We start from the raw sequence: 23,765 nt of genomic DNA on the forward strand, positions 1-23,765 counted from the left end.
AATCTGAATCTCACTACTGATTTTCACCGCGCGCCATGATAGAAAAGAAAACATGTTGTAAAAATGCGGTGATACTCATGCCCGAACCCGTCGCTGAACCGGCGCTAAACGGATTGCGCCTCAATCTGCGTATTGTCTCCATTGTGATGTTTAACTTTGCCAGCTACCTGACCATCGGCCTGCCGCTCGCCGTCTTGCCCGGCTATGTGCATGATGCGATGGGATTCAGCGCGTTCTGGGCGGGGCTTATTATCAGCCTGCAATACTTCGCCACTCTGTTAAGCCGTCCCCATGCCGGGCGGTATGCGGATGTATTAGGGCCGAAAAAAATCGTTGTCTTTGGCTTATGCGGCTGTTTTTTAAGCGGACTCGGCTACCTGCTGGCGGATATCGCCAGCGCCTGGCCGCTGATCAGTTTGTTGCTACTGGGGCTGGGTCGCGTGATTTTGGGGATTGGGCAAAGTTTTGCCGGCACCGGTTCGACACTGTGGGGCGTCGGCGTCGTCGGGTCGTTGCATATTGGTCGGGTCATCTCCTGGAACGGTATCGTTACCTACGGCGCAATGGCGATGGGCGCGCCGCTGGGCGTGCTGTGTTATGCCTGGGGCGGGTTGCAGGGACTGGCGCTAACGGTGATGAGCGTGGCGCTGTTGGCGATACTGTTAGCGCTTCCACGTCCGTCGGTGAAGGCGAACAAAGGCAAGCCGCTGCCGTTTCGCGCGGTGCTGGGGCGTGTCTGGCTGTATGGTATGGCGTTGGCGCTGGCCTCGGCAGGGTTTGGCGTCATCGCGACGTTTATTACCTTATTTTATGAGGCTAAAGGCTGGGATGGCGCCGCTTTTGCGCTCACGTTATTTAGCGTCGCGTTTGTCGGCACGCGTTTGCTGTTCCCTAACGGCATCAATCGCTTAGGCGGGTTGAATGTCGCCATGATCTGCTTTGGCGTGGAGATTATTGGTCTGTTGCTGGTGGGGACGGCAGCCATGCCGTGGATGGCAAAAATCGGCGTTTTACTCACGGGGATGGGGTTTTCGCTGGTCTTTCCGGCGCTGGGTGTGGTGGCCGTCAAAGCCGTGCCGCCGCAGAACCAGGGCGCGGCGCTGGCGACCTATACCGTCTTTATGGATATGTCTTTGGGCGTTACCGGGCCGCTGGCGGGACTGGTGATGACCTGGGCGGGCGTGCCGGTGATTTATCTGGCGGCAGCCGGGCTGGTAGCGATGGCGCTATTGCTGACCTGGCGCTTAAAAAAACGGCCTCCGTCTGCACTGCCGGAGGCCGCATCATCATCGTAAAGGTTACTTAATAACTAACGTATTGATGATGTTTTCAGCCGTGGTTTGCGCTTTTTGCTGATTGTCCGCAGGCAACGTAACCTGAATCGTCAGCAATTGGTTATCCACTTTGCCCAGCACGATGGAAGAGTACGCCGTCTGGCCCTTCGCGGAGATAATGCTGTCCAGTTGTTGCAACGTATGGCCTTTGAGCTCAATAGACTTATTGGTGACGACCTGAAGCTGCGGGTCGCGGCTACGCTGTTGCTCAAGCAGGCGGTTCGCCAGCACCGGCAACGCTTCATCGGTATTATCGCCGACGATAACAATCACCGCTTTCTGGCCCGTTGGGTCAGAATAAACGTGCATATTATTCGCCTGGGTGCCCAGCTTACCGCTTTGATCGGTCATATCCGCCGGCAGTGAGAAACTGAGTTTGCCATCCATCAGGCTGATGGGCTGACCGGAGGCCTGGCTTTCTGCGGCGGCGCTTTCTGCCGACGCTTTTGTATCGTTGTTATCACAGGCCGCAAGCCCCATAACCAGCAGGCCAATACCGGCATATTTAACCAAATTGCGCATTGACTTCTTCCTTTCGATAAACGGCCATAACGGCTCATTCGCTCATCTTATCACAACTCGGAAAACGAACCTTTAACTTGCCGGTAATGGGAAAATTTCAGATTTATCTGCCAGCTTTTTTAGCAACATATTCAGTAGAACGCCGTACATCGGCAGGAAGAAAATAATGCTGATGAGCACCTTAAAGCAATAATCCACCAGCGCAATTTCCATCCAGTGCCCGGCCATAAAGGCATCCGGGCTTCGCCAGAACGCAATAAAGAAAAAGGCAAGGGTATCGCTGATATTGCCAAACAGCGTTGACGCGGTCGGCGCCAGCCACCAGCGACGATTTTGGCGCAGGCGGTTAAACACATGGACATCAAGGATCTGTCCCAGCGCGTAGGCCATAAAGCTGGCGGCGGCGATACGGGCGACAAACAGATTAAAGTTCGCCAACGCGGCGAAACCTTGCCAGGCACCCATATAGAACAGCGATGACACCACATACGACACCAGCAGCGCAGGGATCATGACGGCGAAGATAATGCGGCGCGCCAGCGGTGCGCCAAAAATACGCACGGTAAGATCGGTGGCGAGAAAAATAAAAGGAAAACTAAACGCACCCCAGGTCGTGTGGAAACCAAAAATAGTGATGGGGAGCTGCACCAGATAGTTACTGGAAATGATCACCAGTAAATGGAATAGCGATAGCCAGAACAACGCTTTTATGCGCTGTGATTGTGTAAACGGAGTCATATTGTGACCTTTTTGTTGGATGGGGTGAGGGAACCCAATAAAGAACCGCCGCATAATACTGTTTTGCGCTGGCATTGCAATGGCTAATTTTCACGCAATCGTTAACCTGCCTGGCTTACTGACGAAGATGGGCGTAAAATATCGCCGTTTTTCTACCATTGAGACGAAGATGAGCGATCTGTTTTCCTCCCCTGACCATACGCTTGACGCCCTGGGGCTGCGTTGCCCTGAACCGGTAATGATGGTGCGCAAGACGGTGCGCAACATGCAAACTGGCGAAACATTGCTGATTATCGCCGACGATCCGGCGACGACGCGTGATATTCCGGGGTTCTGTACCTTTATGGAACACGATTTGCTGGCGCAAGAGACGGAGGGTCTGCCGTACCGCTATTTATTGCGTAAGGCGCATTAACCGCACGGCAGATAACATTCTGATTAGAAGCTTTCCCAGTTCGCCTGTTCTGTGGCGGGCTGTGGCGTTAAGCCTTTGCTTAACGGCGTCGGCGACGCCTCCCGACGAGGCTGTTTCTGGATGCGGAACGCGGCGACCGCCTGACGAAGTTCGTTAGCCTGATCTTCCAGCGCCGCCGCCGCTGCTGCGGATTCCTCTACCAGCGAGGCGTTTTGCTGCGTCACGCTGTCCATTTCCGATACCGCCTGCGCCACCTGCTCAATGCCTTTGCTTTGCTCATCGGAGGCAGAGGCGATTTCGCCCATAATATCGGTCACGCGGGTCACGGCGTTGACGATCTCTTTCATGGTTTCTCCCGCTTCGCGTACCTGCGTAGAGCCGGTATCAATGCGCGACACGGAGTTTTCAATCAGCACTTTGATCTCTTTGGCGGCCTGCGCGCTACGGCTGGCCAACGTGCGTACCTCTCCGGCCACAACCGCGAATCCTCGCCCCTGTTCGCCGGCGCGGGCGGCTTCTACCGCGGCGTTCAGCGCCAGGATATTAGTCTGGAAGGCGATACCGTCAATCACGCTGGTGATGTCCACGATTTTTTCCGAGCTTTCGGCGATATCGTTCATGGTGCTCACTACGTTATCCACCACGCGTCCTCCTTTACGCGCGGTTTCTGATGCGGTTTTCGCCAGACCCGTCGCTTGGCGTGCGTTATCGGTGTTTTGCCGTACCGTGGCGGTTAACTGTTCCATGCTGGCGGCGGTCTCCTCCAGCGCCGAGGCCTGCTGTTCGGTACGGGAAGAGAGGTCGCTGCTGCCGGCGGAAATTTCACCTGCGCCAGTATAGATAGAGTCTGCGTTATCGCGCACCGCGCTGACGGTACGGATTAACGACTGCTGCATCGTTTTGAGACCGGCAGCCAGTTGGCCCATTTCACTGCGTCCTTCGGCCTCTATCTCATGGGTAAGATCGCCGTCGGCGATAGTTTGAATGTGCGCCATAATCCGTTGCAGCGGGCGGAGTAGAACGCGTTGCAGCCCCAGCCAGATAAACGCCAGTACGATGAGCACGATAAGTAGAATTATCCCCAGCGTCCATTGCATCTGGGTAAAACTGCTCTGATTCTGATCGCTGGCTAATTTTATTAATTGCGCATTTTGAGAGAGCCACTGGTCATATACCTGCTCCATGTCATCCTGCGCTTTTTGCGCGTCAAGGTTGCCATAGGCGGCGTAATTATCGGCTTTAAGATAGTGGATAGACTGCTGCAAAACGTCATACATCTGCTTAAAGCTGGCTTCGGCCTGGGCATCCAACGCCGGATCTTTTCCCGCGATCGCTTCGGAGTTCACGTAGTTGTTGAAATGCTTTTCCGCTTCGTTGAGCGACGCGCCAGCGTTGGTTAACAGTGTGTTCATGGCGTCCAGCGAGGCGGGATCGCGCTGATTTTTTAACATGCGTATCGCCACGCGGTTAATGGTGACGCGGGTTTCGATCAATGTCTGAAAACTGCCGCCCAGTTCCTGTTGTTGGTAACTCAGCGCGCTCGCATTCTGGAAATTCAGCCGATCGCTGCTGACGGCGGAATAAAACAGTATTCCTGTCACCAGCAATAAGGCGCTAAATATGCCCAGCGTCGCGATAACGCCGGTGATGACTTTGATATTTTTCATAGTGCCTAACATTCCTTATTTTGTAGACGGTATGATCAATATCGGTTGGATAAAAATTAACCTTACATCAAATCACGCTATTTCTGATTAATGGTTTGATAAGTAATAGAAAATAAATAATTTTCGCGTGAATAATATGAACAAAGAAAGGAATATCGCGGGATAACCCGGCGACATGCCGCCGGGTGGGAGAAGATTAGTTTTTACGCAGCAAACGTAGCGCGTTGGCGGTCACCAATACCGTGGCTCCCGTATCCGCCAGGATTGCCAGCCATAGCCCGGTAAAACCCAGTAGCGTCGTCACCAGGAAAATGGCTTTCAGCCCCAGCGCAATGGTGATGTTCTGCCGGATATTCGCGTGGGTAGCGCGCGCCAGCGTAATCATCTGCGCTAACCCGCGCAGACGGTTATGAGTAAGGGCGGCGTCAGCCGTTTCCAGCGCGACGTCAGTACCGCTGCCCATCGCAATTCCGATACTGGCGGCTTTCATCGCGGGCGCATCATTAATGCCGTCGCCCACCATTGCCAGCGGCGCTTGTTGGTTAAGGGCGGTGACTGCCCGCACCTTGTCTTCCGGCAGTAGTCCGGCTTTAAACGCCAGATCCAGCTCGCCGGCAATCGCTGCCGCCGCCCGTGGGTTATCGCCGGTCAGAATCACGCCGTTAACGCCTAACTGATGTAGTTCGCGGATGGCGTCGCGCGCATCGTCACGCAACGTATCCTGGAGGGCGAGGACGCCAACAACGGTCTCGTTACGTAGCACCAGAACCACCGTCTGCCCGGCGTTTTCCAGTTCGCTAATTTGCCCGGCAAACGCTGCCGCAGGCTGTTTTCCCGCCGCGCAAATCAGAATACGTTCGCCGTTAACCTGCGCTTCAATCCCGGTGCCGGCCAGCGTTCGTTGCGATTCCGCCGTCGGGATCGCCAGATCGCGTGTCTGCGCTTCGCGGACAATAGCCTGCGCCAGCGGGTGCGTAGCGCCTTGTTCTACGGCTGCCGCCAGCGCCAACAGTTCAGCTTCGCTGATACCGCTTGCCGGATGAATCGCCGTCACCCGTGGTTTACCAATGGTCAACGTACCGGTTTTATCAAAGGCGACCTGCGTGATACGGCCCAGTTGCTCCAGCGCTGCGCCGCCTTTAATCAATGCGCCGCGCCGTGCCGCCGCCGCCAGCCCGGAGGTAATGGCCGCGGGCGTGGAGATCACCAGCGCGCACGGGCAACCGATTAATAGCAGCGTCAGCCCTTTATAAATCCACTCCTGCCAGCCGCCATCGAACATCAGCGGCGGAATAAGCGTCACCAGCAGCGCGATGACCATAATGACTGGCGTATAGATGCGGCTGAAACGGTCAATAAACCGCTCAATGGGCGCACGGCGCTCTTCCGCCTCTTCAATCAGCGTCAGGATACGGTCAATCGCGCTGGCGCCAGGTTCAGATAACACCTCCAGGGTGACGAGACGGTCAACGCTGGTCGCGCCTGCCGGGACTTTGTCGCCCGTTGCGCGCTCCACCGGGATAGACTCGCCGGTGAGCGCGCTTTCATCAAAGCTGGCGAAACCGGAAACCAGTTTACCGTCGGCGGGTAAACGCCCCCCGGCGGCGACTTCGATAATATCGCCCGGTCGCAGGGTATTAATAGCGACCTCTTCCCGCACGCCGTCGCGCAAACGGGTCGCCGTTTCCGGTTTAAGCGCCATTAACGCGCTGACGCCTTTACGGGCGCGGCTGGCGGCCCATCCTTCCAGGCGCTCGCCGATGAGGAACAGCAGCAATACCATTGCCGCCTCCGCCGTCGCGCCAATAAACAACGCGCCAATGGCGGCGACGCTCATCAGCGTTTCAATAGCGAACCAACTGCCGCTTTTCATCAGCCGCAGCGCCTGGCGGGCAATAGGATACAGACCGACCAGAGTGGTGACGATAAAGGCCAGTTGGCCGAACGGGTGGTTAAATTGCTCCAGCCCCCAGCTTATCGCCATCATAATGATCAGCGTAATAAGCGGCAGGTTCTCTTTAAGACGAGATTCAGGCGCGGCGTCGCGCGAATCTTCGCTACGCAAGGTATAACCCGCCTTCTGTACGGCGCGTTCAATTTGCCCGCGGAGGTCGGCGTCGGCATCGACCACTAACTTTTCGGTGGCGAACAGCACTTGCGCCTGGTTGACGCCGCGAATTTGGCGTACCGCATTCTCCACTTTTCGGGCGCAGGCGGCGCAGTCCATGCCGGAGATTTTCCAGGTATAGCGCGTGCCTGCCACGGCAGTAGAAACAGGCGCGCTGGACGCGCAATGTTCTTCGCAGCAGCAGCTATCGGCCTTCTGTATTGCCGGGGCTAATCTGAAGGAGGTAAAGGGCGGGACTTTTTTGCCATCGGTATCAGGGGTCGACATAACGTCCTCCGGTTGATGATAATTTTCTCATTAACCGGAGAATACACTCTGGAGTCGACTCCAGAGTCAAGCGCTATTATTTACAGGTACAGCGAGCGAACAATCAGGAAGTGTCCTGCAAAGTAGCAGGCGGCGGCAATCGCGTTATCCGCCCGGAAACGGCGGCGGTAATGGCTACCCAGCCAGACGATATTGCCGATAAACAGCAGCGTCGCGCCGGTAAAGGCCGAAAGGGCTGGCGCCGTTGGACGGAAGAACCACAGTTCGCCCGCCAGCCAGACCATGACCATCGTCATGGCGATAAAAGTACATACCGGCCAGCGTAGCTCCTCCAGTCGCGTCCAGATAACGGCGATAAGCAACGCGCCGACTATCAGTAACGCCAGCGGCAGCGGCCAGAAGAACGACAACGTCATTTGGCTGGCAAAGTAAATGGTGTAGAGCAGATGCGATAAGAAAAATGCCCCGACGGCGTACAGCAGGCTTTGACGCGGTAAGAGCGTTAACGCATCGCCGACCAGCGAGGCGCACAGCCCGGCCAACACAAGATAACTGATGGCGTCAAACATCGGCGCTTGCCAGGCCAGCAATAGCAACAGTAATAGCGTGACGGGCTTAAAAACCCAGCGTTGCCAGGCTGGCCCGCGATAGGAGGCGTCCACATACAGCCATGCGGACAGGCAGACAGCGATAAACGACCAAAGCATCTTAATTCCTTGAATTCGTTATTTTTTCGCAAACGGTATGCTTGCGGCTCTATTATTCAGTGTAGAGGCCGTGACGGTCAGATGACAACACTATAACGGGCAGGGTATGCTTATTTCCGCATTTTCTGACAGGTTAACATTATGAGTAAGCCACCGCTTTTCTTCATTATAATCATTGCATTAATCGTGGTTGCCGCGTCGTTTCGCTTCGTTCAGCAACGGCGGGAAAAAGCCGCTAATGAGGCGGCGCCGTTACAGCAAAAGCTGGTCGTGGTCAGCAATAAACGGGAGAAGCCGGTTAACGACCGACGCTCTCGCCAGCAGGAAGTGAGCCCGGCAGGAACCAGTATGCGCTATGAGGTCAGTTTTAAGCCGCTCAATGGCGGTCTGGAAAAAACGTTCCGTTTACAAGCGCAGCAGTACCACGCTTTGACGGTGGGCGATAAAGGTACGCTGAGCTATAAGGGAACGCGGTTCGTCGGGTTTGTTAGCCGTACCCCGGATAACGAATAAACCGTCATCCGGCAGCAAACGTTATTTTTTGTTCTTAAACTTCTTCTGCCAGACCAGCAGCTCAAACACGCCGAACAGGAAAATGCGGATTTTTTCTCCCGTCGTCATCTGCGGACCCTCTTTCGGTATCGTTGATTTCAGCAACGCCAACTGCATACCGTGCATCAGCGCCATGAACACCAACGCCACGTTGACGAAGATATTGAGCGGGCGCGGGAAGGGATGCACCAGATTAAGAATCAAAAATGCCCACACGAAGAGCATTAATAAGCGGCCCAGATTAATCAACATCATTTTCTCCTTGCGTGTCGCGCTGATACAGACGATAAGCGACCTGTCCGGCCACCTTTTCTCTATACAATGCCCAGTTCGCCGGAACGGGCGGCAGACCGTTTTCCACCTCGCTTTCTACGTAGATTAGCGCGTCGTCGGCCAGCCATCCCTGGGTTTCCAGCAATTGTAACGTCTCTTCCAGCAGCCCTTTACGAAACGGCGGGTCGACAAAGACGACGTGATGCGGCGTTCCCGGCTGGCTGAGGAAGGCCAGCGTATTGGTATTGACGACGCGAGCATTGTTGGCTTTCAGCGTTGCCAGATTTTTTTGCAACTGCTGCGATACGGCGCGATCCATTTCCAGTAACGTTGCCTGGGCCGCATAACGTGATAGCGCTTCCAGGCCCAGAGCGCCGCTGCCGGCAAAGCAATCCAGACAATGGGCGTCTACCATTACCGGAGCCAGCCAGTTAAATAACGTTTCGCGCACGCGATCGGTGGTGGGACGCAGACCCGGGCTGTCCGGAACCGGTAATTTACGGCCACGCCATTGCCCGCCAATAATGCGGATTTGGCCGCTGCCAGAGTGAGTCGGTTTTTTCATTTCTCTTGCTCGAACCGCCTGTTGCAAGTTATTCCAGGCGGTGATGTGAATTAAGTTAAGTGATAGACTATTTCATCATTTTTTTAGCTTCCATGTATATAGCGCCGCGAGGGGTGTAGTCGCAGATGGCAAAACAGAAAAAACGTGGCTTCTTTTCCTGGTTGGGCTTCGGTGATAAAGAGCAGAAGCAGGAACAGACCGAAGAACAGCAGATTGTTGAGGAACAACGACCGGTTGAGCCCCCTGTTGAAACGGCGGCAGACGTAGACGCGCAAACGCCCGCGCACAGCAAAGCAGAAACCGAAGCCTTTGCGGAAGAGGTGGTGGACGTTACTGAGAAAGTTCAGGAGAGCGAAAAACCGCAGCCGGTAGAGCCGGAGCCCGCGGCGGCCATTGAGACGGCAGCGCCGCAGATCGCGGTGGAACGCGAGGAATTGCCGCTGCCGGAAGAGGTCAAAGACGAGGCTATCTCGCCGGAAGAGTGGCAGGCCGAAGCGGAAACCGTAGAGGTCATTGCCGCGGTAGAAGAAGAGGGTGAAAACGCGGCGAAATTCACCGACGAAGAGCTGGAAGCGCAGGCGCTGGCTGCTCAGGCGGCGGAAGAGGCGGTGATGGTTGTTCCGCCAGCGGAAGAAGACGCGCCGGTGGAAGCGATCGTTCAGGAGCAGGAAAAACCGACTAAAGAAGGTTTCTTTGCCCGCCTGAAACGCAGCCTGCTGAAAACCAAAGAAAATCTCGGTTCCGGATTTATCAGTCTGTTCCGCGGCAAGAAAATCGACGATGATTTGTTCGAGGAGCTGGAAGAGCAGTTGCTCATCGCTGATGTCGGGGTGGAAACCACGCGTAAGATTATTGCTAATCTGACGGAAGGCGCCAGCCGCAAACAGCTTAAAGATGCCGAGGCGCTGTATGGTCTGTTGAAAGACGAGATGGGCGAGATTCTGGCGAAGGTAGACGAACCGCTTAATATTGAAGGTAAAACGCCTTTTGTTATTCTGATGGTTGGCGTGAACGGCGTGGGTAAAACCACCACTATCGGTAAACTGGCGCGCCAGTTTGAGCAGCAGGGTAAATCAGTGATGCTGGCGGCGGGGGATACTTTCCGCGCGGCGGCGGTCGAACAGCTACAGGTCTGGGGACAGCGTAACAACATTCCGGTTATCGCCCAGCATACCGGTGCGGACTCCGCCTCGGTGATTTTTGACGCAATCCAGGCCGCGAAGGCGCGTAATGTGGATGTGTTAATTGCCGATACGGCAGGGCGTCTGCAGAACAAGTCGCACCTGATGGAAGAGCTGAAAAAAATCGTTCGCGTCATGAAAAAGCTGGACGAAGAAGCGCCACATGAAGTTATGCTGACCATTGACGCCAGCACCGGACAGAACGCGGTAAGCCAGGCCAAACTGTTCCATGAAGCGGTAGGCTTAACCGGTATTACCCTGACCAAGCTGGACGGTACGGCGAAAGGCGGGGTGATTTTCTCGGTAGCTGACCAGTTTGGCATTCCTATCCGTTACATTGGCGTGGGCGAACGTATCGAGGATTTGCGTCCGTTTAAGGCGGACGATTTTATTGAGGCACTTTTTGCCCGAGAGGATTAACAATGATTCGCTTTGAACATGTCAGCAAGGCCTATCTCGGCGGGAGACAAGCGCTGCAGGGAGTGACATTCCATATGCGGCCAGGCGAGATGGCGTTTCTGACCGGCCACTCCGGCGCGGGGAAAAGTACCCTGCTGAAGCTAATCTGTGGGATTGAGCGGCCCAGCGCCGGCAAAATCTTCTTCAGCGGGCATGATATTACGCGCCTGAAAAACCGCGAAGTGCCGTTTTTGCGCCGCCAGATTGGGATGATTTTCCAGGATCACCATCTGCTGATGGATCGCACGGTCTATGACAATGTGGCGATACCGTTAATCATTGCCGGTGCCAGCGGCGATGATATCCGTCGTCGTGTGTCGGCGGCGCTGGATAAGGTTGGACTACTGGACAAAGCGAGAAACTTCCCGATTCAACTCTCCGGAGGCGAACAACAGCGCGTGGGCATCGCCCGCGCGGTGGTCAATAAGCCAGCGGTATTGCTGGCGGATGAACCGACCGGGAACCTGGACGACGCGTTGTCGGAAGGGATTTTACGTCTGTTTGAAGAGTTTAACCGCGTAGGGGTGACGGTACTGATGGCGACGCACGATATTGGACTTATCTCCCGTCGTTCCTATAGGCAGCTCGTCCTGAGCGATGGACATCTGCATGGAGGGCTGGCCAATGAATAGGCGCGACGCGATTAACCAAATCAGGCAGTTCGGCGGACGGCTGGATCGACTGCGTAAGTCTCGCGGCGGAACAGGCGGCGGGCGCAACGCGCCAGGACGCCAGAAGCCGACGCCGAAACCGAACTCACGTAAAACAAATGTCTTTAATGAACAGGTGCGCTATGCCTGGCACGGCGCGCTGCAGGATCTGAAAAGCAAACCGCTGGCGACGTTTCTGACGGTGATGGTGATCGCCATCTCCCTGACGCTGCCCAGCGTCTGTTACATGGTCTATAAGAACGTCAACCAGGCGGCGACTCAGTATTATCCGTCGCCGCAGATCACCGTTTATCTGCAAAAAACGCTGGATGATGACGCGGCGGCACGGGTTGTTGGGCAGCTTCAGGCCGAGCAGGGCGTTGAGAAGGTCAACTACCTGTCCCGTGAGGACGCGCTGGGAGAATTCCGCAACTGGTCGGGTTTTGGCGGCGCGCTGGACATGCTGGAAGAGAACCCGCTACCGGCGGTGGCGGTGGTGATCCCCAAGCTGGACTTCCAGAGTACCGCCTCGCTTAATACGCTGCGCGACCGTATCTCGCAGATTAACGGCATTGACGAAGTCCGCATGGATGATAGCTGGTTTGCGCGCCTGGCGGCGCTCACCGGACTGGTGGGCCGCGTGTCGGCGATGATTGGCGTGCTGATGGTCGCGGCGGTCTTCCTCGTTATCGGCAACAGCGTGCGCCTGAGCATTTTTGCCCGTCGCGACACCATTAACGTGCAAAAGCTGATTGGCGCGACCGATGGCTTTATCCTGCGTCCGTTCCTCTACGGCGGCGCGTTGCTCGGTTTTTCCGGCGCGTTTCTTTCACTGATATTGTCTGAAATTTTGGTGATGCGTTTATCATCGGCGGTGACTGAAGTGGCGCAGGTCTTCGGCACGAAGTTTGATCTCAATGGCTTATCGTTCGATGAGTGCCTGTTGCTGCTGCTGGTCTGTTCCATGATTGGCTGGATCGCCGCTTGGCTGGCCACGGTGCAACATTTACGTCACTTTACTCCCGATTGATAAAATCGTGGTATAATCTTTCCCTGCAATGGGCTTCCGTTCGCAGGGAAAGAGTCTCTGTTGTCTCTTCCCCGCGCGTCATCTTTATGTCACAAGATTTGTGCAAATTATGCACATTGTTACATTGAACTTGTGGATAAAATCACTGTCTGATAAAAGAGTGGATGATATTCTCGTTGCTCATCGGCTTTGGCACGGTTGTTGCTCGCTGACGGTGCCAGGCAATACTGATTGAGAGGATTTGAATGACCAAAGAAATGCAAAATTTAGCTTTAGCCCCTGTTGGCAACCTGGAATCTTATATCCGGGCGGCGAACGCGTGGCCGATGTTATCGGCTGACGAGGAGCGGGCATTGGCTGAAAGGCTGCATTACCAGGGCGATCTGGAAGCAGCTAAAACGCTGATCCTGTCTCACCTGCGCTTTGTTGTTCATATTGCTCGTAACTATGCGGGCTATGGTCTGCCGCAGGCGGATTTGATCCAGGAAGGCAACATCGGCCTGATGAAAGCCGTACGCCGTTTTAACCCGGAAGTAGGCGTGCGCCTGGTCTCCTTCGCCGTACACTGGATTAAAGCAGAAATTCACGAATACGTGCTGCGTAACTGGCGTATCGTTAAAGTCGCAACCACGAAAGCGCAGCGTAAGCTGTTCTTTAATCTGCGTAAAACCAAGCAGCGTCTGGGCTGGTTTAATCAGGATGAGGTTGAAATGGTGGCGCGCGAACTGGGTGTTTCCAGTAAAGATGTGCGTGAGATGGAGTCGCGTATGGCGGCGCAGGACATGACGTTTGACATGTCTTCGGACGATGAGTCCGACAGCCAGCCAATGGCGCCGGTGCTGTATCTGCAGGATAAATCGTCTAACTTTGCCGACGGCATTGAAGACGATAACTGGGAAGAGCAGGCCGCCAACCGACTGACCGATGCGATGCAGGGGCTCGACGAGCGTAGCCAGGATATTATCCGCGCTCGCTGGCTGGACGAAGACAATAAGTCTACGTTGCAGGAGCTGGCCGATCGTTACGGCGTCTCCGCTGAGCGTGTGCGCCAGCTTGAAAAGAACGCCATGAAAAAGCTTCGCGCTGCGATCGAAGCGTAATCTTCGCGAATTGCCAATGAACCCTCGAATGTGAATTCGGGGGTTTTGTTTTTTATAGGCCGGATAAGGCGTTTACGCTGCCATCCGGCAACACGTAGTCCCGATGGCGCTTCGCTTATCGGGCCTACGGGCCCTTCCTCTCCCCCACCGACACAAATCTGTTATCTGGATGTAAATTTAGCTATTCCAAAATAATAAAAATCGGGTATGTTTTAGCAGAGTATGCTGCTAAAGCACGGGTAGCTAGCCAATAATCGAAATAAAGTGCTGAACAATAACACCACAACATACGTAACAACCAGAATAATGGGGATTATCAGGATGAATATGAAGGGTAAAACGTTATTGGCAGGATGTATCGCCCTGTCATTAAGCCATATGGCATTCGCCGACAACATTAAAGTCGCGGTTGTCGGCGCGATGTCCGGTCCGGTGGCGCAGTATGGCGACCAGGAATTTACCGGTGCGGAGCAGGCAATTGCCGATATCAATGCGAAAGGCGGTATTAAAGGCGATAAGCTCGTCGCGGTGAAATATGACGACGCCTGTGACCCGAAACAGGCGGTAGCTGTCGCTAACAAAGTGGTGAACGACGGCATCAGGTATGTTATCGGTCACTTATGCTCCTCTTCCACACAGCCAGCGTCTGATATCTACGAAGACGAAGGTATCCTGATGATAACCCCGGCGGCGACCGCGCCGGAGCTGACCGCGCGCGGCTATAACCTGATTTTGCGCACGACCGGTCTGGACTCTGACCAGGGGCCAACGGCGGCAAAATATATTCTGGAGAAGGTAAAACCGCAGCGCATCGCAATTATCCACGATAAGCAGCAGTATGGCGAAGGGCTGGCGCGCGCAGTGCAGGACGGTCTGAAGAAAGGCGGCGCTAACGTTGTATTCTTTGACGGCATTACCGCCGGCGAAAAAGATTTCTCCACTCTGGTAGCGCGTCTGAAAAAAGAGAATATCGACTTTGTCTACTACGGCGGTTATCACCCGGAAATGGGGCAGATTTTGCGCCAGTCCCGCGCCGCAGGGCTGAAAACCCAGTTTATGGGGCCGGAAGGGGTGGCGAACGTCTCGCTGTCTAACATCGCCGGAGAGTCGGCGGAAGGCTTACTGGTCACCAAACCGAAGAACTACGATCAGGTCCCGGCGAACAAACCGATTGTGGATGCTATCAAGGCCAAGAAACAAGATCCTAGCGGCGCATTCGTGTGGACCACCTACGCCGCGCTGCAATCGTTGCAGGCGGGCCTGAACCAGTCTGACGATCCGGCGGAAATTGCCAAATACCTGAAAGGCGCCACGGTCGACACCGTAATGGGACCGCTGTCGTGGGATGAGAAGGGCGATCTGAAAGGATTTGAGTTCGGCGTGTTTGACTGGCATGCGAACGGTACGGCGACAGACGCTAAGTAATTTTCCTGGCGTCTTTCGCGCTGCAGGTGCGTTGGCTACGTTATTCAACCCCGGTCACTTACTTATGTAAGCTCCCGGGGATTTCATAACTTGCCGCCTGCCTGCAACGCGAAATTCTTGGAAAATTGCGAGGTGGTTTTTATCTTTGCTCCCGGCATGTAGGCCGGATAAGCGTCAGCGCCATCCGGCTTTCTTACGCCTGTAATCCGCCCGATGTTGAAAAAAATATCACGACGAAATACACTGTATGTACGGTGTATTACCGTACATTATCCAGGAGTCTCTTTCATGTCAGCCCTAAAAAAACAGCGTATCGATCTGCGGCTCACAGACGGCGATAAAAGCATGATTGAAGAAGCGGCCGCCATTACTAATCAATCAATCACGCAATTTATGTTGAATAGCGCAGCGGAGCGAGCCGCAGAAGTGCTTGAACAGCACCGTCGGGTTATCCTTAATGAAGCATCCTGGGCGCGAGTCATGGATGCGCTTAGTCATCCTCCTGCCCCCAATGAGAAATTAAAACGCGCGGCGCAACGTCTACAAGACATGGAGTGAACCGTGGACAACCTGACAATAGAGATTCTGGCTGATAACGCAGAATACAACTGGCGGCAGTTCGACTGCGGTGAGGCATCATTAAACCTTTTTTTAACGCAGCATCTTCAGCGCCAGCATAACAACAAAATCTTGCGCGGCTATGTACTCAGAACCACTACGCCAGAACGGCGAGTGTTAGGGTATTACACCCTGTCAGGAAGCTGCTTTGAACGCGCGTCGTTGCCTTCCAGAACCCAGCAAAAGCGCATCCCTTACCAGAATATCCCCAGCGTTACGCTGGGCCGTTTAGCGGTCGATCTCTCATTACAGGGAAAAGGGTGGGGAGCCATATTGGTCACGCATGCGATGAAAGTGGTGTGGTCGGCATCACTGGCCGTTGGGATTCATGGCATCTTTGTGGAAGCGTTAAACGAAAAAGCCCAGGCCTTTTATCAGCGGCTGGGCTTTATTTCTTTATCCGGAGAAAACGAGCACGCGCTGTTTTACCCGACAAAGTCGATTGAGCAACTTTTTGGCTAGCGCTTCTCCCAGCCGTCATGCTGGGCGGTAAAGCCTAACGCCTGCATAAACGCGGCCATCACGCTGCGGTCTTCAACACCGACATCTGCCATCCACCACGACGAGACGTTGGGATTATCGCGGATGACTTCTTCTACCAGGTATTGTCCGACGCCGCGACGACGGGTGATTTCACGCACGCGTAAGGAATCCAGCGCGCCCTGCGTTCCGCTCAGCGTCACTCTTACGGCACCCAACAAACGCTCGTTAAACCGCGCGGCATAAATCCGGTGCGTTTCATCTACGCTTAATGAGGAGGCGGAATATTCCGGCCAGATTTTGCCCAGATCGATCTGATCCTGAGCGCTAAAGTGTTCTAAACGAAGAATGGTCAGCTTCATCGACGGCTTGTCCCGATTTCAAAAGATGCGATCAGTGTACCGAAACAGGCAGGCCAGATGCTTTCTCTTTTTTGTGTCATTTACCAGGTTATTAATTTTTTAACAACGATAATTATAGTTTGAAGCATTAGAGAATGGAAAACAGGCAGCATAATTCCCTGAATGCTAGTGAATTATTCCGCTTAATATGCCGTTATTTTATGCTGACAAGTGTGCTTTTTTTTGTTTATCTATAGCGAAAAGCAGAATATTATCTTTTCTTAATAGACTGAAAAATAGAGATTTTAATCTTATTATGCTTTAAATGCTGCGCTAACTCATTAATGAGTCAGTAAAAAGCGCATCATTTATAAAAAGTACAGTCTGCTTTTTAACCAGCAAAAAACAAAACATATAACATCACGAATGGGGATACAGGCACATGAAACGGAAAGCGAAAACAATAATCGCAGGGATTGTTGCATTAGCAGCCTCGCAGGGGGCAATGGCAGATGATATTAAAGTCGCCATAGTCGGGGCGATGTCCGGCCCGGTAGCGCAATGGGGCGATATGGAATTTAACGGCGCGCGCCAGGCCATTAAAGACATCAACGCTAAAGGCGGGATTAAAGGCGATAAGCTGGTCGGCGTAGAGTACGATGATGCCTGCGATCCAAAACAGGCGGTGGCGGTGGCCAACAAAATCGTTAACGACGGTATTCAATACGTTATTGGTCACTTGTGTTCTTCTTCTACTCAGCCAGCATCCGATATCTATGAAGATGAAGGTATTCTGATGATCTCCCCGGGGGCGACTAACCCGGAGCTGACCCAGCGCGGCTATCAGTACATTATGCGTACCGCCGGCCTGGACTCCTCCCAGGGGCCAACGGCCGCGAAATACATCCTGGAAACGGTGAAACCGCAGCGCATCGCTATCATTCACGATAAACAGCAATACGGCGAAGGACTGGCGCGCTCCGTGCAGGATGGCCTGAAGCAGGGCAATGCCAATATTGTCTTTTTTGATGGTATTACCGCCGGCGAAAAAGATTTCTCCGCCCTGATTGCCCGCTTGCAAAAAGAGAATATCGACTTTGTGTATTACGGCGGCTACTACCCGGAAATGGGGCAGATGCTGCGCCAGGCGCGGGCTAATGGCCTGAAAACGCAATTTATGGGGCCGGAAGGCGTGGGTAACGCGTCGCTGTCCAATATTGCGGGCGGTGCGGCGGAAGGCATGTTGGTGACGATGCCAAAACGTTATGACCAGGACCCGGCGAATAAAGCGATTGTTGAGGCGCTGAAAGCCGACAAGAAAGATCCCAGCGGTCCGTATGTCTGGATCACCTACGCCGCCGTCCAGTCGCTGGCGACCGCAATGACGCGTAGCGCCAGCCATGCTCCGCTGGATCTGGTGAAAGATCTTAAAGCTAACGGGGCTGATACCGTTATTGGGCCGCTGAAATGGGATGAAAAAGGCGATCTTAAGGGATTTGAATTTGGCGTCTTCCAGTGGCACGCCGACGGCTCGTCAACCGTCGCGAAGTAATGCCAGAAGATAAGTTATCCCACCGCCCGCACGCCGGGCGGGTTTAAAAAGGTTACCTTATGTCCGAGCAGTTTCTCTATTTCTTGCAGCAGATGTTTAACGGCGTCACGCTGGGGAGCACCTACGCGCTGATTGCTATCGGTTATACGATGGTGTACGGCATTATCGGCATGATCAACTTCGCTCATGGCGAGGTGTATATGATCGGCAGCTACGTCTCTTTTATGATCATCGCCGCGCTAATGATGATGGGAATAGACACCAGTTGGCTACTGGTGGCCGCCGGATTTATCGGCGCGATTATTATTGCCAGCGCCTACGGCTGGAGTATCGAGCGAGTCGCTTACCGGCCTGTGCGCAACTCCAAGCGCCTGATCGCCCTGATTTCCGCCATCGGGATGTCCATCTTCCTGCAAAACTACGTCAGCCTGACGGAAGGTTCGCGCGACGTGGCGTTACCCAGCCTGTTTAACGGCCAGTGGATTGTGGGCAGCAGCGAAAACTTTTCCGCGTCCATCACCACCATGCAGGCGGTTATCTGGATAGTCACCTTTCTGGCTATGCTGGCGCTCACCATTTTCATTCGCTACTCCCGGATGGGCCGCGCCTGCCGCGCCTGCGCGGAGGATCTGAAAATGGCCAGCCTGCTCGGCATTAATACCGACCGCGTCATTGCGCTAACGTTTGTTATCGGCGCGGCAATGGCGGCGGTGGCGGGCGTGCTGCTCGGTCAGTTCTATGGCGTAATTAACCCCTACATCGGTTTTATGGCCGGGATGAAAGCGTTCACCGCGGCGGTGCTGGGCGGTATTGGCAGCATTCCGGGCGCGATGATCGGCGGTCTGATTTTGGGCGTCGCCGAAGCGCTCTCGTCTGCATATTTAAGTACCGAATATAAAGATGTCGTATCGTTCGCTCTGCTGATTCTGGTACTGCTGGTGATGCCGACCGGTATCCTGGGGCGTCCGGAGGTAGAGAAAGTATGAAACCGATGCATATTGCGATGGCGCTATTCTCTGCGGCGATGTTCTTCGTTCTGGCTGGCGTCTTCATGGGCGTACAACTGGAGCTGGACGGCACTAAACTGGTGGTGGATACCGCCGCCGACATCCGCTGGCAGTGGATCTTTATCGGTACGGCAGTGGTTTTTTTCTTTCAGTTGCTGCGTCCGATGTTCCAGAAAGCGGTGAAGCACGTCTCCGGACCGAAGTTTATTCTGCCGGCGATCGATGGCTCTACCGTTAAGCAAAAGCTGTTTCTGATGGCGCTACTGGTTATCGCCGTGGCGTGGCCGTTTATGGTGTCGCGCGGTAGCGTCGATATCGCCACTATGACCATGATTTATATCATCCTCGGTCTGGGGCTGAACGTGGTGGTGGGGCTGTCCGGCCTGCTGGTATTGGGCTACGGCGGCTTTTACGCCATCGGCGCTTATACCTTTGCGCTGCTCAACCACTATTACGGTTTGGGTTTCTGGACCTGCCTGCCGCTGGCGGGACTGGTCTCCGCCGCCGCCGGTTTCCTGCTCGGCTTCCCGGTACTGCGCCTGCGCGGCGACTATCTGGCGATTGTGACGCTCGGCTTCGGCGAAATCGTCCGTATCCTGTTGCTCAACAACACTGAAATTACCGGCGGCCCGAACGGCATCAGTCAGATACCCAAACCGACGCTGTTTGGTCTGGAGTTTAGCCGCAGTACCCGCGAAGGCGGCTGGGATACCTTCAGCAATTTCTTTGGCGTGAAGTACGACCCATCCGACCGGGTCATTTTCCTCTATCTGGTGGCCCTGTTGCTGGTGGTCTTGTCGCTGTTTGTCATTAACCGCCTGCTGCGTATGCCGCTGGGCCGGGCGTGGGAAGCGTTGCGTGAAGATGAGATCGCCTGTCGCTCATTAGGTTTAAGCCCGACGCGCATCAAGCTAACCGCTTTTACTATCAGCGCCGCGTTTGCCGGTTTCGCCGGGACGTTGTTTGCCGCCCGCCAGGGCTTTGTCAGCCCGGAATCCTTCACCTTCGCCGAATCCGCTTTCGTGCTGGCGATTGTGGTGCTGGGCGGAATGGGCTCGCAGTTTGCGGTGATCCTGGCGGCGGTTCTGCTGGTGGTGTCGCGCGAGTTGATGCGCGATTTCAACGAATACAGCATGTTGATGCTCGGCGGTTTGATGGTGTTGATGATGATCTGGCGCCCGCAGGGATTGCTGCCGATGACGCGTCCGCAGTTGAAGCTGAAAAGTGGTCAGGCGAAAGGAGAGCAGGCATGAGTCAGCCATTATTAGCGGTTAACGGCCTGATGATGCGCTTTGGCGGTTTGCTGGCGGTCAACAATGTATCGCTGGAATTGCGTGAGCGGGAAATTGTGTCGCTGATTGGCCCTAACGGCGCGGGTAAAACGACGGTGTTTAACTGCCTGACCGGTTTTTATAAGCCGACAGGCGGTACGATCACGTTGCGCGAGCGGCATCTGGAAGGGTTACCGGGCCAGCAGATCGCCCGCATGGGCGTGGTACGCACTTTCCAGCATGTGCGCCTGTTTCGCGAAATGACGGTGATTGAAAACCTGCTGGTGGCGCAGCACCAGCAACTGAAAACGGGCCTCTTTTCCGGCCTGTTGAAAACGCCCGCTTTCCGCCGCGCGCAAAGTGAAGCGCTGGACCGCGCGGCGACCTGGCTTGAGCGCATTGGCCTGCTGGAACATGCCAACCGCCAGGCCAGTAATCTGGCCTACGGCGACCAGCGCCGGCTGGAGATTGCCCGCTGCATGGTGACGCAGCCAGAAATTCTGATGCTCGACGAACCGGCGGCTGGCCTTAACCCGAAAGAGACCAAAGAGCTGGATGAGCTGATTGCCGAACTACGTAACCATCACAACACCACCATATTACTGATTGAACACGATATGAAGCTGGTGATGGGCATTTCCGATCGCATTTACGTGGTGAACCAGGGCACGCCGCTGGCGAACGGCACGCCGGAAGAGATCCGCAACAACCCGGACGTCATCCGCGCTTATCTGGGTGAGGCATAAGATGGAAAAAACGATGTTAACGTTTGAAAAAGTCAGCGCCCACTACGGCAAGATTCAGGCGCTGCACGACGTCAGTCTGCACATCAACCAGGGGGAAATCGTTACCCTGATTGGCGCTAACGGCGCGGGGAAAACGACGCTGCTTGGCACCTTGTGCGGCGATCCGCGCGCCTCCAGCGGACGGGTGGTGTTTGACGGTAAAGACATCACCGACTGGCAGACGGCGAAAATCATGCGTGAAGCGGTGGCGATAGTGCCGGAAGGGCGGCGCGTCTTCTCGCGGATGACGGTGGAAGAGAACCTGGCGATGGGCGGTTTTTTTGCTGAGCGCGATCGGTTTCAGGAGCGTATCAAATGGGTGTACGAGCTGTTTCCGCGCCTGCATGAACGCCGTATCCAGCGAGCGGGCACCATGTCCGGCGGTGAACAGCAGATGCTGGCGATTGGCCGCGCGCTGATGAGCCAGCCGAGGCTATTGCTGCTGGATGAACCGTCGCTGGGGCTGGCGCCGATCATCATCCAGCAGATCTTCGACACCATTGAGCAGTTGCGCGAGCAGGGTATGACCATCTTCCTTGTCGAGCAAAACGCTAACCAGGCGCTGAAGCTCGCCGACCGCGGTTATGTGCTGGAAAACGGCCACGTGGTGCTATCCGATACCGGTGATGCACTGCTGGCGAACGAAGCGGTGCGCAGCGCCTATCTGGGCGGATAAGGCGCAGTTTACAGCTGCCATCTGGCAAACGCGCCCGGTGGCGCTACCGCTTACCGGACCTGGCGGATTACTCGGCATTCGGCAAATCAGTAGAACATTTTTCGTACCAATATGTTATAGTTGAGAATAGTTATCAACTATAACCACCAAAGAAGGAGCAAGGATGATACGTTCAGGCGCCTGCATAATGGGAACGCTGTTGTTCGCGGCTTCGTTCAGTGTTAACGCCTTAACCTCAAACGATTTTGATCCCCGCGATCCTGCTATCTGGCAAGAAGAAACCGCAACGCCTTATCCACTGGCCGCAACGACCTGCGAAGTGCGTCATCATCCGGATTGTGCAACGTGGGAGGATGAAAAATCCGACATTCAGCGTGAACGCGAGCGGCGAGATCAGCGGCGCTTACAAAATCTGTACAAAAAGTATTCTCATCGTGATTAACTGCTGACGCCAGCCAAATAACGCATGTCTGGTCAGCATTACGCTGTCAGACGTGCCGTAGCTCCCACTTTTCTTTTCCGGCGCTTTCACTGCCTTGCCATCTCTCTGTCGCCTTACTATCTTTTTTTTGTAATAAAAAAGTTATTTTTCTGTCATTCGAGCATGTCATGTTACCCCCGCGAACATAAAACGCGTGATATCGCGCATCCCGGCACAAAAAGAGAGATAACCGATGATATCGTTACGACATACAGCTTTAGGACTGGCGCTGAGTCTGGCATTTACGGGTCAGGCGTTGGCCGTCACCACTATTCCATTCTGGCATTCAATGGAAGGGGAGTTAGGCAAAGAAGTTGATTCACTGGCGCAACGTTTCAACCAGGCCAATCCGGATTACAAAATCGTTCCGGTCTATAAGGGGAACTATGAACAGAACCTGAGCGCCGGGATCGCGGCATTCCGTACCGGCAACGCGCCGGCAATATTGCAGGTTTATGAGGTTGGGACAGCGACCATGATGGCCTCGAAAGCCATTAAGCCGGTTTATGAAGTGTTTAAAGACGCCGGTATTAACTTTGACGAGTCCCAGTTTGTACCGACCGTTGCAGGCTACTACACCGATGCTAAAAGCGGGCATCTGCTCTCCCAGCCCTTTAACAGCTCCACGCCGGTACTGTACTACAACAAAGACGCCTTTAAGAAAGCCGGTTTAGATCCGGAACAGCCGCCGAAAACCTGGCAGGAGCTGGCTGACTATACCGCGAAACTGAGAGCGGCAGGCATGAAATGCGGTTACGCCAGCGGCTGGCAAGGTTGGATCCAACTGGAAAACTTCAGCGCCTGGAACGGTCTCCCCTTCGCCAGTAAAAACAATGGCTTTGACGGTACAGATGCGGTGCTGGAGTTTAATAAGCCAGAGCAGGTGAAACATATCGCGCTGCTGGAAGAGATGAATAAAAAAGGCGATTTTAGCTATGTTGGGCGTAAGGACGAGTCTACCGAGAAGTTTTATAACGGTGACTGCGCGATGACAACCGCGTCCTCCGGTTCGCTCGCCAATATCCGCCAGTATGCCAAATTTAACTATGGCGTGGGTATGATGCCGTACGACGCTGATATCAAGGGCGCGCCGCAAAACGCCATTATCGGCGGAGCCAGCCTATGGGTCATGCAGGGTAAAGATAAAGAAACCTATACCGGCGTCGCCAAATTCCTCGACTTCCTGGCAAAGCCGGAAAACGCTGCTGAATGGCATCAAAAAACCGGCTACCTGCCGATTACCACTGCCGCCTACGAGCTGACCCGCGAGCAGGGTTATTACGATAAAAACCCCGGTGCGGATATCGCCACTCGGCAGATGTTGAATAAGCCGCCGTTACCCTTCACCAAAGGCTTGCGTCTGGGCAATATGCCGCAGATTCGTACCATCGTGGACGAAGAGCTGGAAAGCGTCTGGACCGGGAAGAAAACCCCACAACAGGCGTTGGATACCGCGGTGGATCGCGGGAATCAGTTGCTGCGTCGTTTTGAGAAAGCGAGCAAATCTTAAGTGTATAAGTGCCTGATAGCGCTGCGCTTAT

At 54.5% G+C, this 23,765-nt stretch carries 26 protein-coding genes; 17 read left to right on the forward strand and 9 right to left on the reverse strand.

What is annotated here, in order from left to right; translation table 11 throughout:
* The first annotated feature begins 35 nt into the window (after nt 1–35).
* On the forward strand, nt 36–1,295 hold the full coding sequence (locus ACLD11_RS08015; RefSeq protein ID WP_411014763.1) for an MFS transporter: 1,260 nt from the start codon (nt 36–38) through the stop codon (nt 1,293–1,295).
* 3 nt (nt 1,296–1,298) lie between these two features.
* Here ACLD11_RS08015 and ACLD11_RS08020 read toward each other — a convergent pair whose 3' ends face one another.
* Both ACLD11_RS08020 and ACLD11_RS08025 read right to left on the reverse strand, forming a co-directional pair.
* Nucleotides 1,299–1,856: a DcrB family lipoprotein gene (locus tag ACLD11_RS08020; protein WP_001245277.1), complete on the reverse strand. Its 558-nt coding sequence runs from the start codon at nt 1,854–1,856 to the stop codon at nt 1,299–1,301.
* 72 nt (nt 1,857–1,928) lie between these two features.
* Nucleotides 1,929–2,594, reverse strand: coding sequence for a 7-cyano-7-deazaguanine/7-aminomethyl-7-deazaguanine transporter (locus ACLD11_RS08025; protein ID WP_094965066.1), 666 nt, complete (start codon nt 2,592–2,594; stop codon nt 1,929–1,931).
* A 169-nt stretch (nt 2,595–2,763) separates the two neighbouring features.
* Here ACLD11_RS08025 and tusA point away from each other — a divergent pair, with 169 nt between their 5' ends.
* Entirely contained in the window at nt 2,764–3,009 is a 246-nt protein-coding gene (tusA, locus tag ACLD11_RS08030) for a sulfurtransferase TusA (RefSeq protein ID WP_001541054.1), read from the forward strand.
* A gap of 23 nt (nt 3,010–3,032) precedes the next feature.
* On the opposite strand, the gene tcp is transcribed toward tusA, so the two are convergent.
* The 3 genes from tcp to ACLD11_RS08045 form a co-directional block, all read right to left on the reverse strand.
* On the reverse strand, nt 3,033–4,676 hold the full coding sequence (gene tcp, locus ACLD11_RS08035; protein ID WP_411014764.1) for a methyl-accepting chemotaxis citrate transducer: 1,644 nt from the start codon (nt 4,674–4,676) through the stop codon (nt 3,033–3,035).
* A gap of 196 nt (nt 4,677–4,872) precedes the next feature.
* On the reverse strand, nt 4,873–7,071 hold the full coding sequence (gene zntA, locus ACLD11_RS08040) for a Zn(II)/Cd(II)/Pb(II) translocating P-type ATPase ZntA (RefSeq protein WP_023181732.1): 2,199 nt from the start codon (nt 7,069–7,071) through the stop codon (nt 4,873–4,875).
* Nucleotides 7,072–7,151: 80 nt separating this feature from the next.
* Nucleotides 7,152–7,778: a lysoplasmalogenase gene (locus ACLD11_RS08045; RefSeq protein ID WP_411014765.1), complete on the reverse strand. Its 627-nt coding sequence runs from the start codon at nt 7,776–7,778 to the stop codon at nt 7,152–7,154.
* A 141-nt stretch (nt 7,779–7,919) separates the two neighbouring features.
* Between ACLD11_RS08045 and ACLD11_RS08050 the strand changes: the two genes are divergently transcribed.
* The gene (locus ACLD11_RS08050) at nt 7,920–8,291 is read left to right on the forward strand and encodes a DUF2500 domain-containing protein (RefSeq protein WP_411011595.1); all 372 of its coding nucleotides are present in this window, start codon (nt 7,920–7,922) and stop codon (nt 8,289–8,291) included.
* 21 nt (nt 8,292–8,312) lie between these two features.
* Here ACLD11_RS08050 and ACLD11_RS08055 read toward each other — a convergent pair whose 3' ends face one another.
* Both ACLD11_RS08055 and rsmD read right to left on the reverse strand, forming a co-directional pair.
* The gene (locus ACLD11_RS08055; RefSeq protein WP_000906759.1) at nt 8,313–8,582 is read right to left on the reverse strand and encodes a DUF1145 family protein; all 270 of its coding nucleotides are present in this window, start codon (nt 8,580–8,582) and stop codon (nt 8,313–8,315) included.
* Nucleotides 8,572–9,168, reverse strand: a complete 597-nt coding sequence (gene rsmD, locus ACLD11_RS08060) for a 16S rRNA (guanine(966)-N(2))-methyltransferase (RefSeq protein WP_183059681.1) — start codon at nt 9,166–9,168, stop codon at nt 8,572–8,574. The genes ACLD11_RS08055 and rsmD overlap by 11 nt, the downstream gene beginning before the upstream one ends.
* Nucleotides 9,169–9,293: 125 nt before the next feature.
* Here rsmD and ftsY point away from each other — a divergent pair, with 125 nt between their 5' ends.
* The 5 genes from ftsY (at nt 9,294) to livJ (ending at nt 15,013) form a co-directional block, all read left to right on the forward strand.
* Complete coding sequence (ftsY, locus tag ACLD11_RS08065; RefSeq protein WP_001118686.1) at nt 9,294–10,769, forward strand: signal recognition particle-docking protein FtsY; 1,476 nt, start codon at nt 9,294–9,296, stop codon at nt 10,767–10,769.
* A gap of 2 nt (nt 10,770–10,771) precedes the next feature.
* A complete protein-coding gene (gene ftsE, locus ACLD11_RS08070) occupies nt 10,772–11,440 on the forward strand; it encodes a cell division ATP-binding protein FtsE (RefSeq protein WP_000617729.1) in 669 nt (222 codons plus the stop codon).
* The gene (ftsX, locus tag ACLD11_RS08075; RefSeq protein ID WP_001081707.1) at nt 11,433–12,488 is read left to right on the forward strand and encodes a permease-like cell division protein FtsX; all 1,056 of its coding nucleotides are present in this window, start codon (nt 11,433–11,435) and stop codon (nt 12,486–12,488) included. Before ftsE ends, ftsX begins: the two co-directional genes overlap by 8 nt.
* Nucleotides 12,489–12,733: 245 nt before the next feature.
* Complete coding sequence (rpoH, locus tag ACLD11_RS08080; protein ID WP_000159621.1) at nt 12,734–13,588, forward strand: RNA polymerase sigma factor RpoH; 855 nt, start codon at nt 12,734–12,736, stop codon at nt 13,586–13,588.
* Nucleotides 13,589–13,909: 321 nt separating this feature from the next.
* On the forward strand, nt 13,910–15,013 hold the full coding sequence (gene livJ, locus ACLD11_RS08085) for a branched chain amino acid ABC transporter substrate-binding protein LivJ (protein ID WP_411014766.1): 1,104 nt from the start codon (nt 13,910–13,912) through the stop codon (nt 15,011–15,013).
* An 83-nt stretch (nt 15,014–15,096) separates the two neighbouring features.
* On the opposite strand, the gene ACLD11_RS08090 is transcribed toward livJ, so the two are convergent.
* The gene (locus ACLD11_RS08090) at nt 15,097–15,228 is read right to left on the reverse strand and encodes a hypothetical protein (RefSeq protein ID WP_411011598.1); all 132 of its coding nucleotides are present in this window, start codon (nt 15,226–15,228) and stop codon (nt 15,097–15,099) included.
* A 73-nt stretch (nt 15,229–15,301) separates the two neighbouring features.
* On the opposite strand from ACLD11_RS08090, the gene ACLD11_RS08095 reads away from it, so the two are divergent.
* Entirely contained in the window at nt 15,302–15,571 is a 270-nt protein-coding gene (locus ACLD11_RS08095; RefSeq protein WP_156010418.1) for a DUF1778 domain-containing protein, read from the forward strand.
* Between the two features lie 3 nt (nt 15,572–15,574).
* Nucleotides 15,575–16,093, forward strand: a complete 519-nt coding sequence (locus ACLD11_RS08100; protein WP_000369560.1) for a GNAT family N-acetyltransferase — start codon at nt 15,575–15,577, stop codon at nt 16,091–16,093.
* Here ACLD11_RS08100 and panM read toward each other — a convergent pair.
* Entirely contained in the window at nt 16,090–16,473 is a 384-nt protein-coding gene (gene panM / locus ACLD11_RS08105) for an aspartate 1-decarboxylase autocleavage activator PanM (RefSeq protein ID WP_000778873.1), read from the reverse strand. The two genes, ACLD11_RS08100 and panM, sit on opposite strands and share 4 nt — an antisense overlap.
* A 421-nt stretch (nt 16,474–16,894) precedes the next feature.
* Between panM and livK the strand changes: the two genes are divergently transcribed.
* The 7 genes from livK (at nt 16,895) to ugpB (ending at nt 23,734) form a co-directional block, all read left to right on the forward strand.
* Nucleotides 16,895–18,004, forward strand: coding sequence for a high-affinity branched-chain amino acid ABC transporter substrate-binding protein LivK (gene livK / locus ACLD11_RS08110; RefSeq protein WP_000822968.1), 1,110 nt, complete (start codon nt 16,895–16,897; stop codon nt 18,002–18,004).
* A gap of 59 nt (nt 18,005–18,063) precedes the next feature.
* Nucleotides 18,064–18,990 (forward strand): high-affinity branched-chain amino acid ABC transporter permease LivH, encoded by a 927-nt coding sequence (gene livH, locus ACLD11_RS08115; protein ID WP_000003007.1) that lies wholly within the window; start codon nt 18,064–18,066, stop codon nt 18,988–18,990.
* Nucleotides 18,987–20,264, forward strand: coding sequence for a branched chain amino acid ABC transporter permease LivM (gene livM, locus ACLD11_RS08120; RefSeq protein ID WP_000803766.1), 1,278 nt, complete (start codon nt 18,987–18,989; stop codon nt 20,262–20,264). Before livH ends, livM begins: the two co-directional genes overlap by 4 nt.
* Entirely contained in the window at nt 20,261–21,028 is a 768-nt protein-coding gene (livG, locus tag ACLD11_RS08125; RefSeq protein ID WP_000082083.1) for a high-affinity branched-chain amino acid ABC transporter ATP-binding protein LivG, read from the forward strand. Before livM ends, livG begins: the two co-directional genes overlap by 4 nt.
* 1 nt (nt 21,029) lies before the next feature.
* Nucleotides 21,030–21,743 (forward strand): high-affinity branched-chain amino acid ABC transporter ATP-binding protein LivF, encoded by a 714-nt coding sequence (gene livF, locus ACLD11_RS08130; protein WP_000416114.1) that lies wholly within the window; start codon nt 21,030–21,032, stop codon nt 21,741–21,743.
* Between the two features lie 163 nt (nt 21,744–21,906).
* Nucleotides 21,907–22,185 (forward strand): hypothetical protein, encoded by a 279-nt coding sequence (locus ACLD11_RS08135; RefSeq protein ID WP_000621260.1) that lies wholly within the window; start codon nt 21,907–21,909, stop codon nt 22,183–22,185.
* 232 nt (nt 22,186–22,417) lie between these two features.
* On the forward strand, nt 22,418–23,734 hold the full coding sequence (gene ugpB / locus ACLD11_RS08140) for a sn-glycerol-3-phosphate ABC transporter substrate-binding protein UgpB (RefSeq protein WP_000624747.1): 1,317 nt from the start codon (nt 22,418–22,420) through the stop codon (nt 23,732–23,734).
* Nucleotides 23,735–23,765 lie beyond the last annotated feature (31 nt).

The sequence above is a fragment of the Salmonella sp. 741265116_PST genome (assembly GCF_046567715.1).
Lineage (GTDB): Bacteria > Pseudomonadota > Gammaproteobacteria > Enterobacterales > Enterobacteriaceae > Salmonella > Salmonella enterica.

Excerpts from the sequence above, each read along its gene's own strand:
- ACLD11_RS08015 (WP_411014763.1), top strand. The coding sequence starts at position 36 with ATGATAGAAAAGAAAACATGTTGTAAAAATGCGGTGATACTCATGCCC.
- ACLD11_RS08020 (WP_001245277.1), bottom strand. The coding sequence starts at position 1,856 with ATGCGCAATTTGGTTAAATATGCCGGTATTGGCCTGCTGGTTATGGGG.
- ACLD11_RS08025 (WP_094965066.1), bottom strand. The coding sequence starts at position 2,594 with ATGACTCCGTTTACACAATCACAGCGCATAAAAGCGTTGTTCTGGCTA.
- tusA (WP_001541054.1), top strand. The coding sequence starts at position 2,764 with ATGAGCGATCTGTTTTCCTCCCCTGACCATACGCTTGACGCCCTGGGG.
- tcp (WP_411014764.1), bottom strand. The coding sequence starts at position 4,676 with ATGAAAAATATCAAAGTCATCACCGGCGTTATCGCGACGCTGGGCATA.
- zntA (WP_023181732.1), bottom strand. The coding sequence starts at position 7,071 with ATGTCGACCCCTGATACCGATGGCAAAAAAGTCCCGCCCTTTACCTCC.
- ACLD11_RS08045 (WP_411014765.1), bottom strand. The coding sequence starts at position 7,778 with ATGCTTTGGTCGTTTATCGCTGTCTGCCTGTCCGCATGGCTGTATGTG.
- ACLD11_RS08050 (WP_411011595.1), top strand. The coding sequence starts at position 7,920 with ATGAGTAAGCCACCGCTTTTCTTCATTATAATCATTGCATTAATCGTG.
- ACLD11_RS08055 (WP_000906759.1), bottom strand. The coding sequence starts at position 8,582 with ATGTTGATTAATCTGGGCCGCTTATTAATGCTCTTCGTGTGGGCATTT.
- rsmD (WP_183059681.1), bottom strand. The coding sequence starts at position 9,168 with ATGAAAAAACCGACTCACTCTGGCAGCGGCCAAATCCGCATTATTGGC.
- ftsY (WP_001118686.1), top strand. The coding sequence starts at position 9,294 with ATGGCAAAACAGAAAAAACGTGGCTTCTTTTCCTGGTTGGGCTTCGGT.
- ftsE (WP_000617729.1), top strand. The coding sequence starts at position 10,772 with ATGATTCGCTTTGAACATGTCAGCAAGGCCTATCTCGGCGGGAGACAA.
- ftsX (WP_001081707.1), top strand. The coding sequence starts at position 11,433 with ATGAATAGGCGCGACGCGATTAACCAAATCAGGCAGTTCGGCGGACGG.
- rpoH (WP_000159621.1), top strand. The coding sequence starts at position 12,734 with ATGACCAAAGAAATGCAAAATTTAGCTTTAGCCCCTGTTGGCAACCTG.
- livJ (WP_411014766.1), top strand. The coding sequence starts at position 13,910 with ATGAATATGAAGGGTAAAACGTTATTGGCAGGATGTATCGCCCTGTCA.
- ACLD11_RS08095 (WP_156010418.1), top strand. The coding sequence starts at position 15,302 with ATGTCAGCCCTAAAAAAACAGCGTATCGATCTGCGGCTCACAGACGGC.
- panM (WP_000778873.1), bottom strand. The coding sequence starts at position 16,473 with ATGAAGCTGACCATTCTTCGTTTAGAACACTTTAGCGCTCAGGATCAG.
- livK (WP_000822968.1), top strand. The coding sequence starts at position 16,895 with ATGAAACGGAAAGCGAAAACAATAATCGCAGGGATTGTTGCATTAGCA.
- livH (WP_000003007.1), top strand. The coding sequence starts at position 18,064 with ATGTCCGAGCAGTTTCTCTATTTCTTGCAGCAGATGTTTAACGGCGTC.
- livM (WP_000803766.1), top strand. The coding sequence starts at position 18,987 with ATGAAACCGATGCATATTGCGATGGCGCTATTCTCTGCGGCGATGTTC.
- livG (WP_000082083.1), top strand. The coding sequence starts at position 20,261 with ATGAGTCAGCCATTATTAGCGGTTAACGGCCTGATGATGCGCTTTGGC.
- livF (WP_000416114.1), top strand. The coding sequence starts at position 21,030 with ATGGAAAAAACGATGTTAACGTTTGAAAAAGTCAGCGCCCACTACGGC.
- ACLD11_RS08135 (WP_000621260.1), top strand. The coding sequence starts at position 21,907 with ATGATACGTTCAGGCGCCTGCATAATGGGAACGCTGTTGTTCGCGGCT.
- ugpB (WP_000624747.1), top strand. The coding sequence starts at position 22,418 with ATGATATCGTTACGACATACAGCTTTAGGACTGGCGCTGAGTCTGGCA.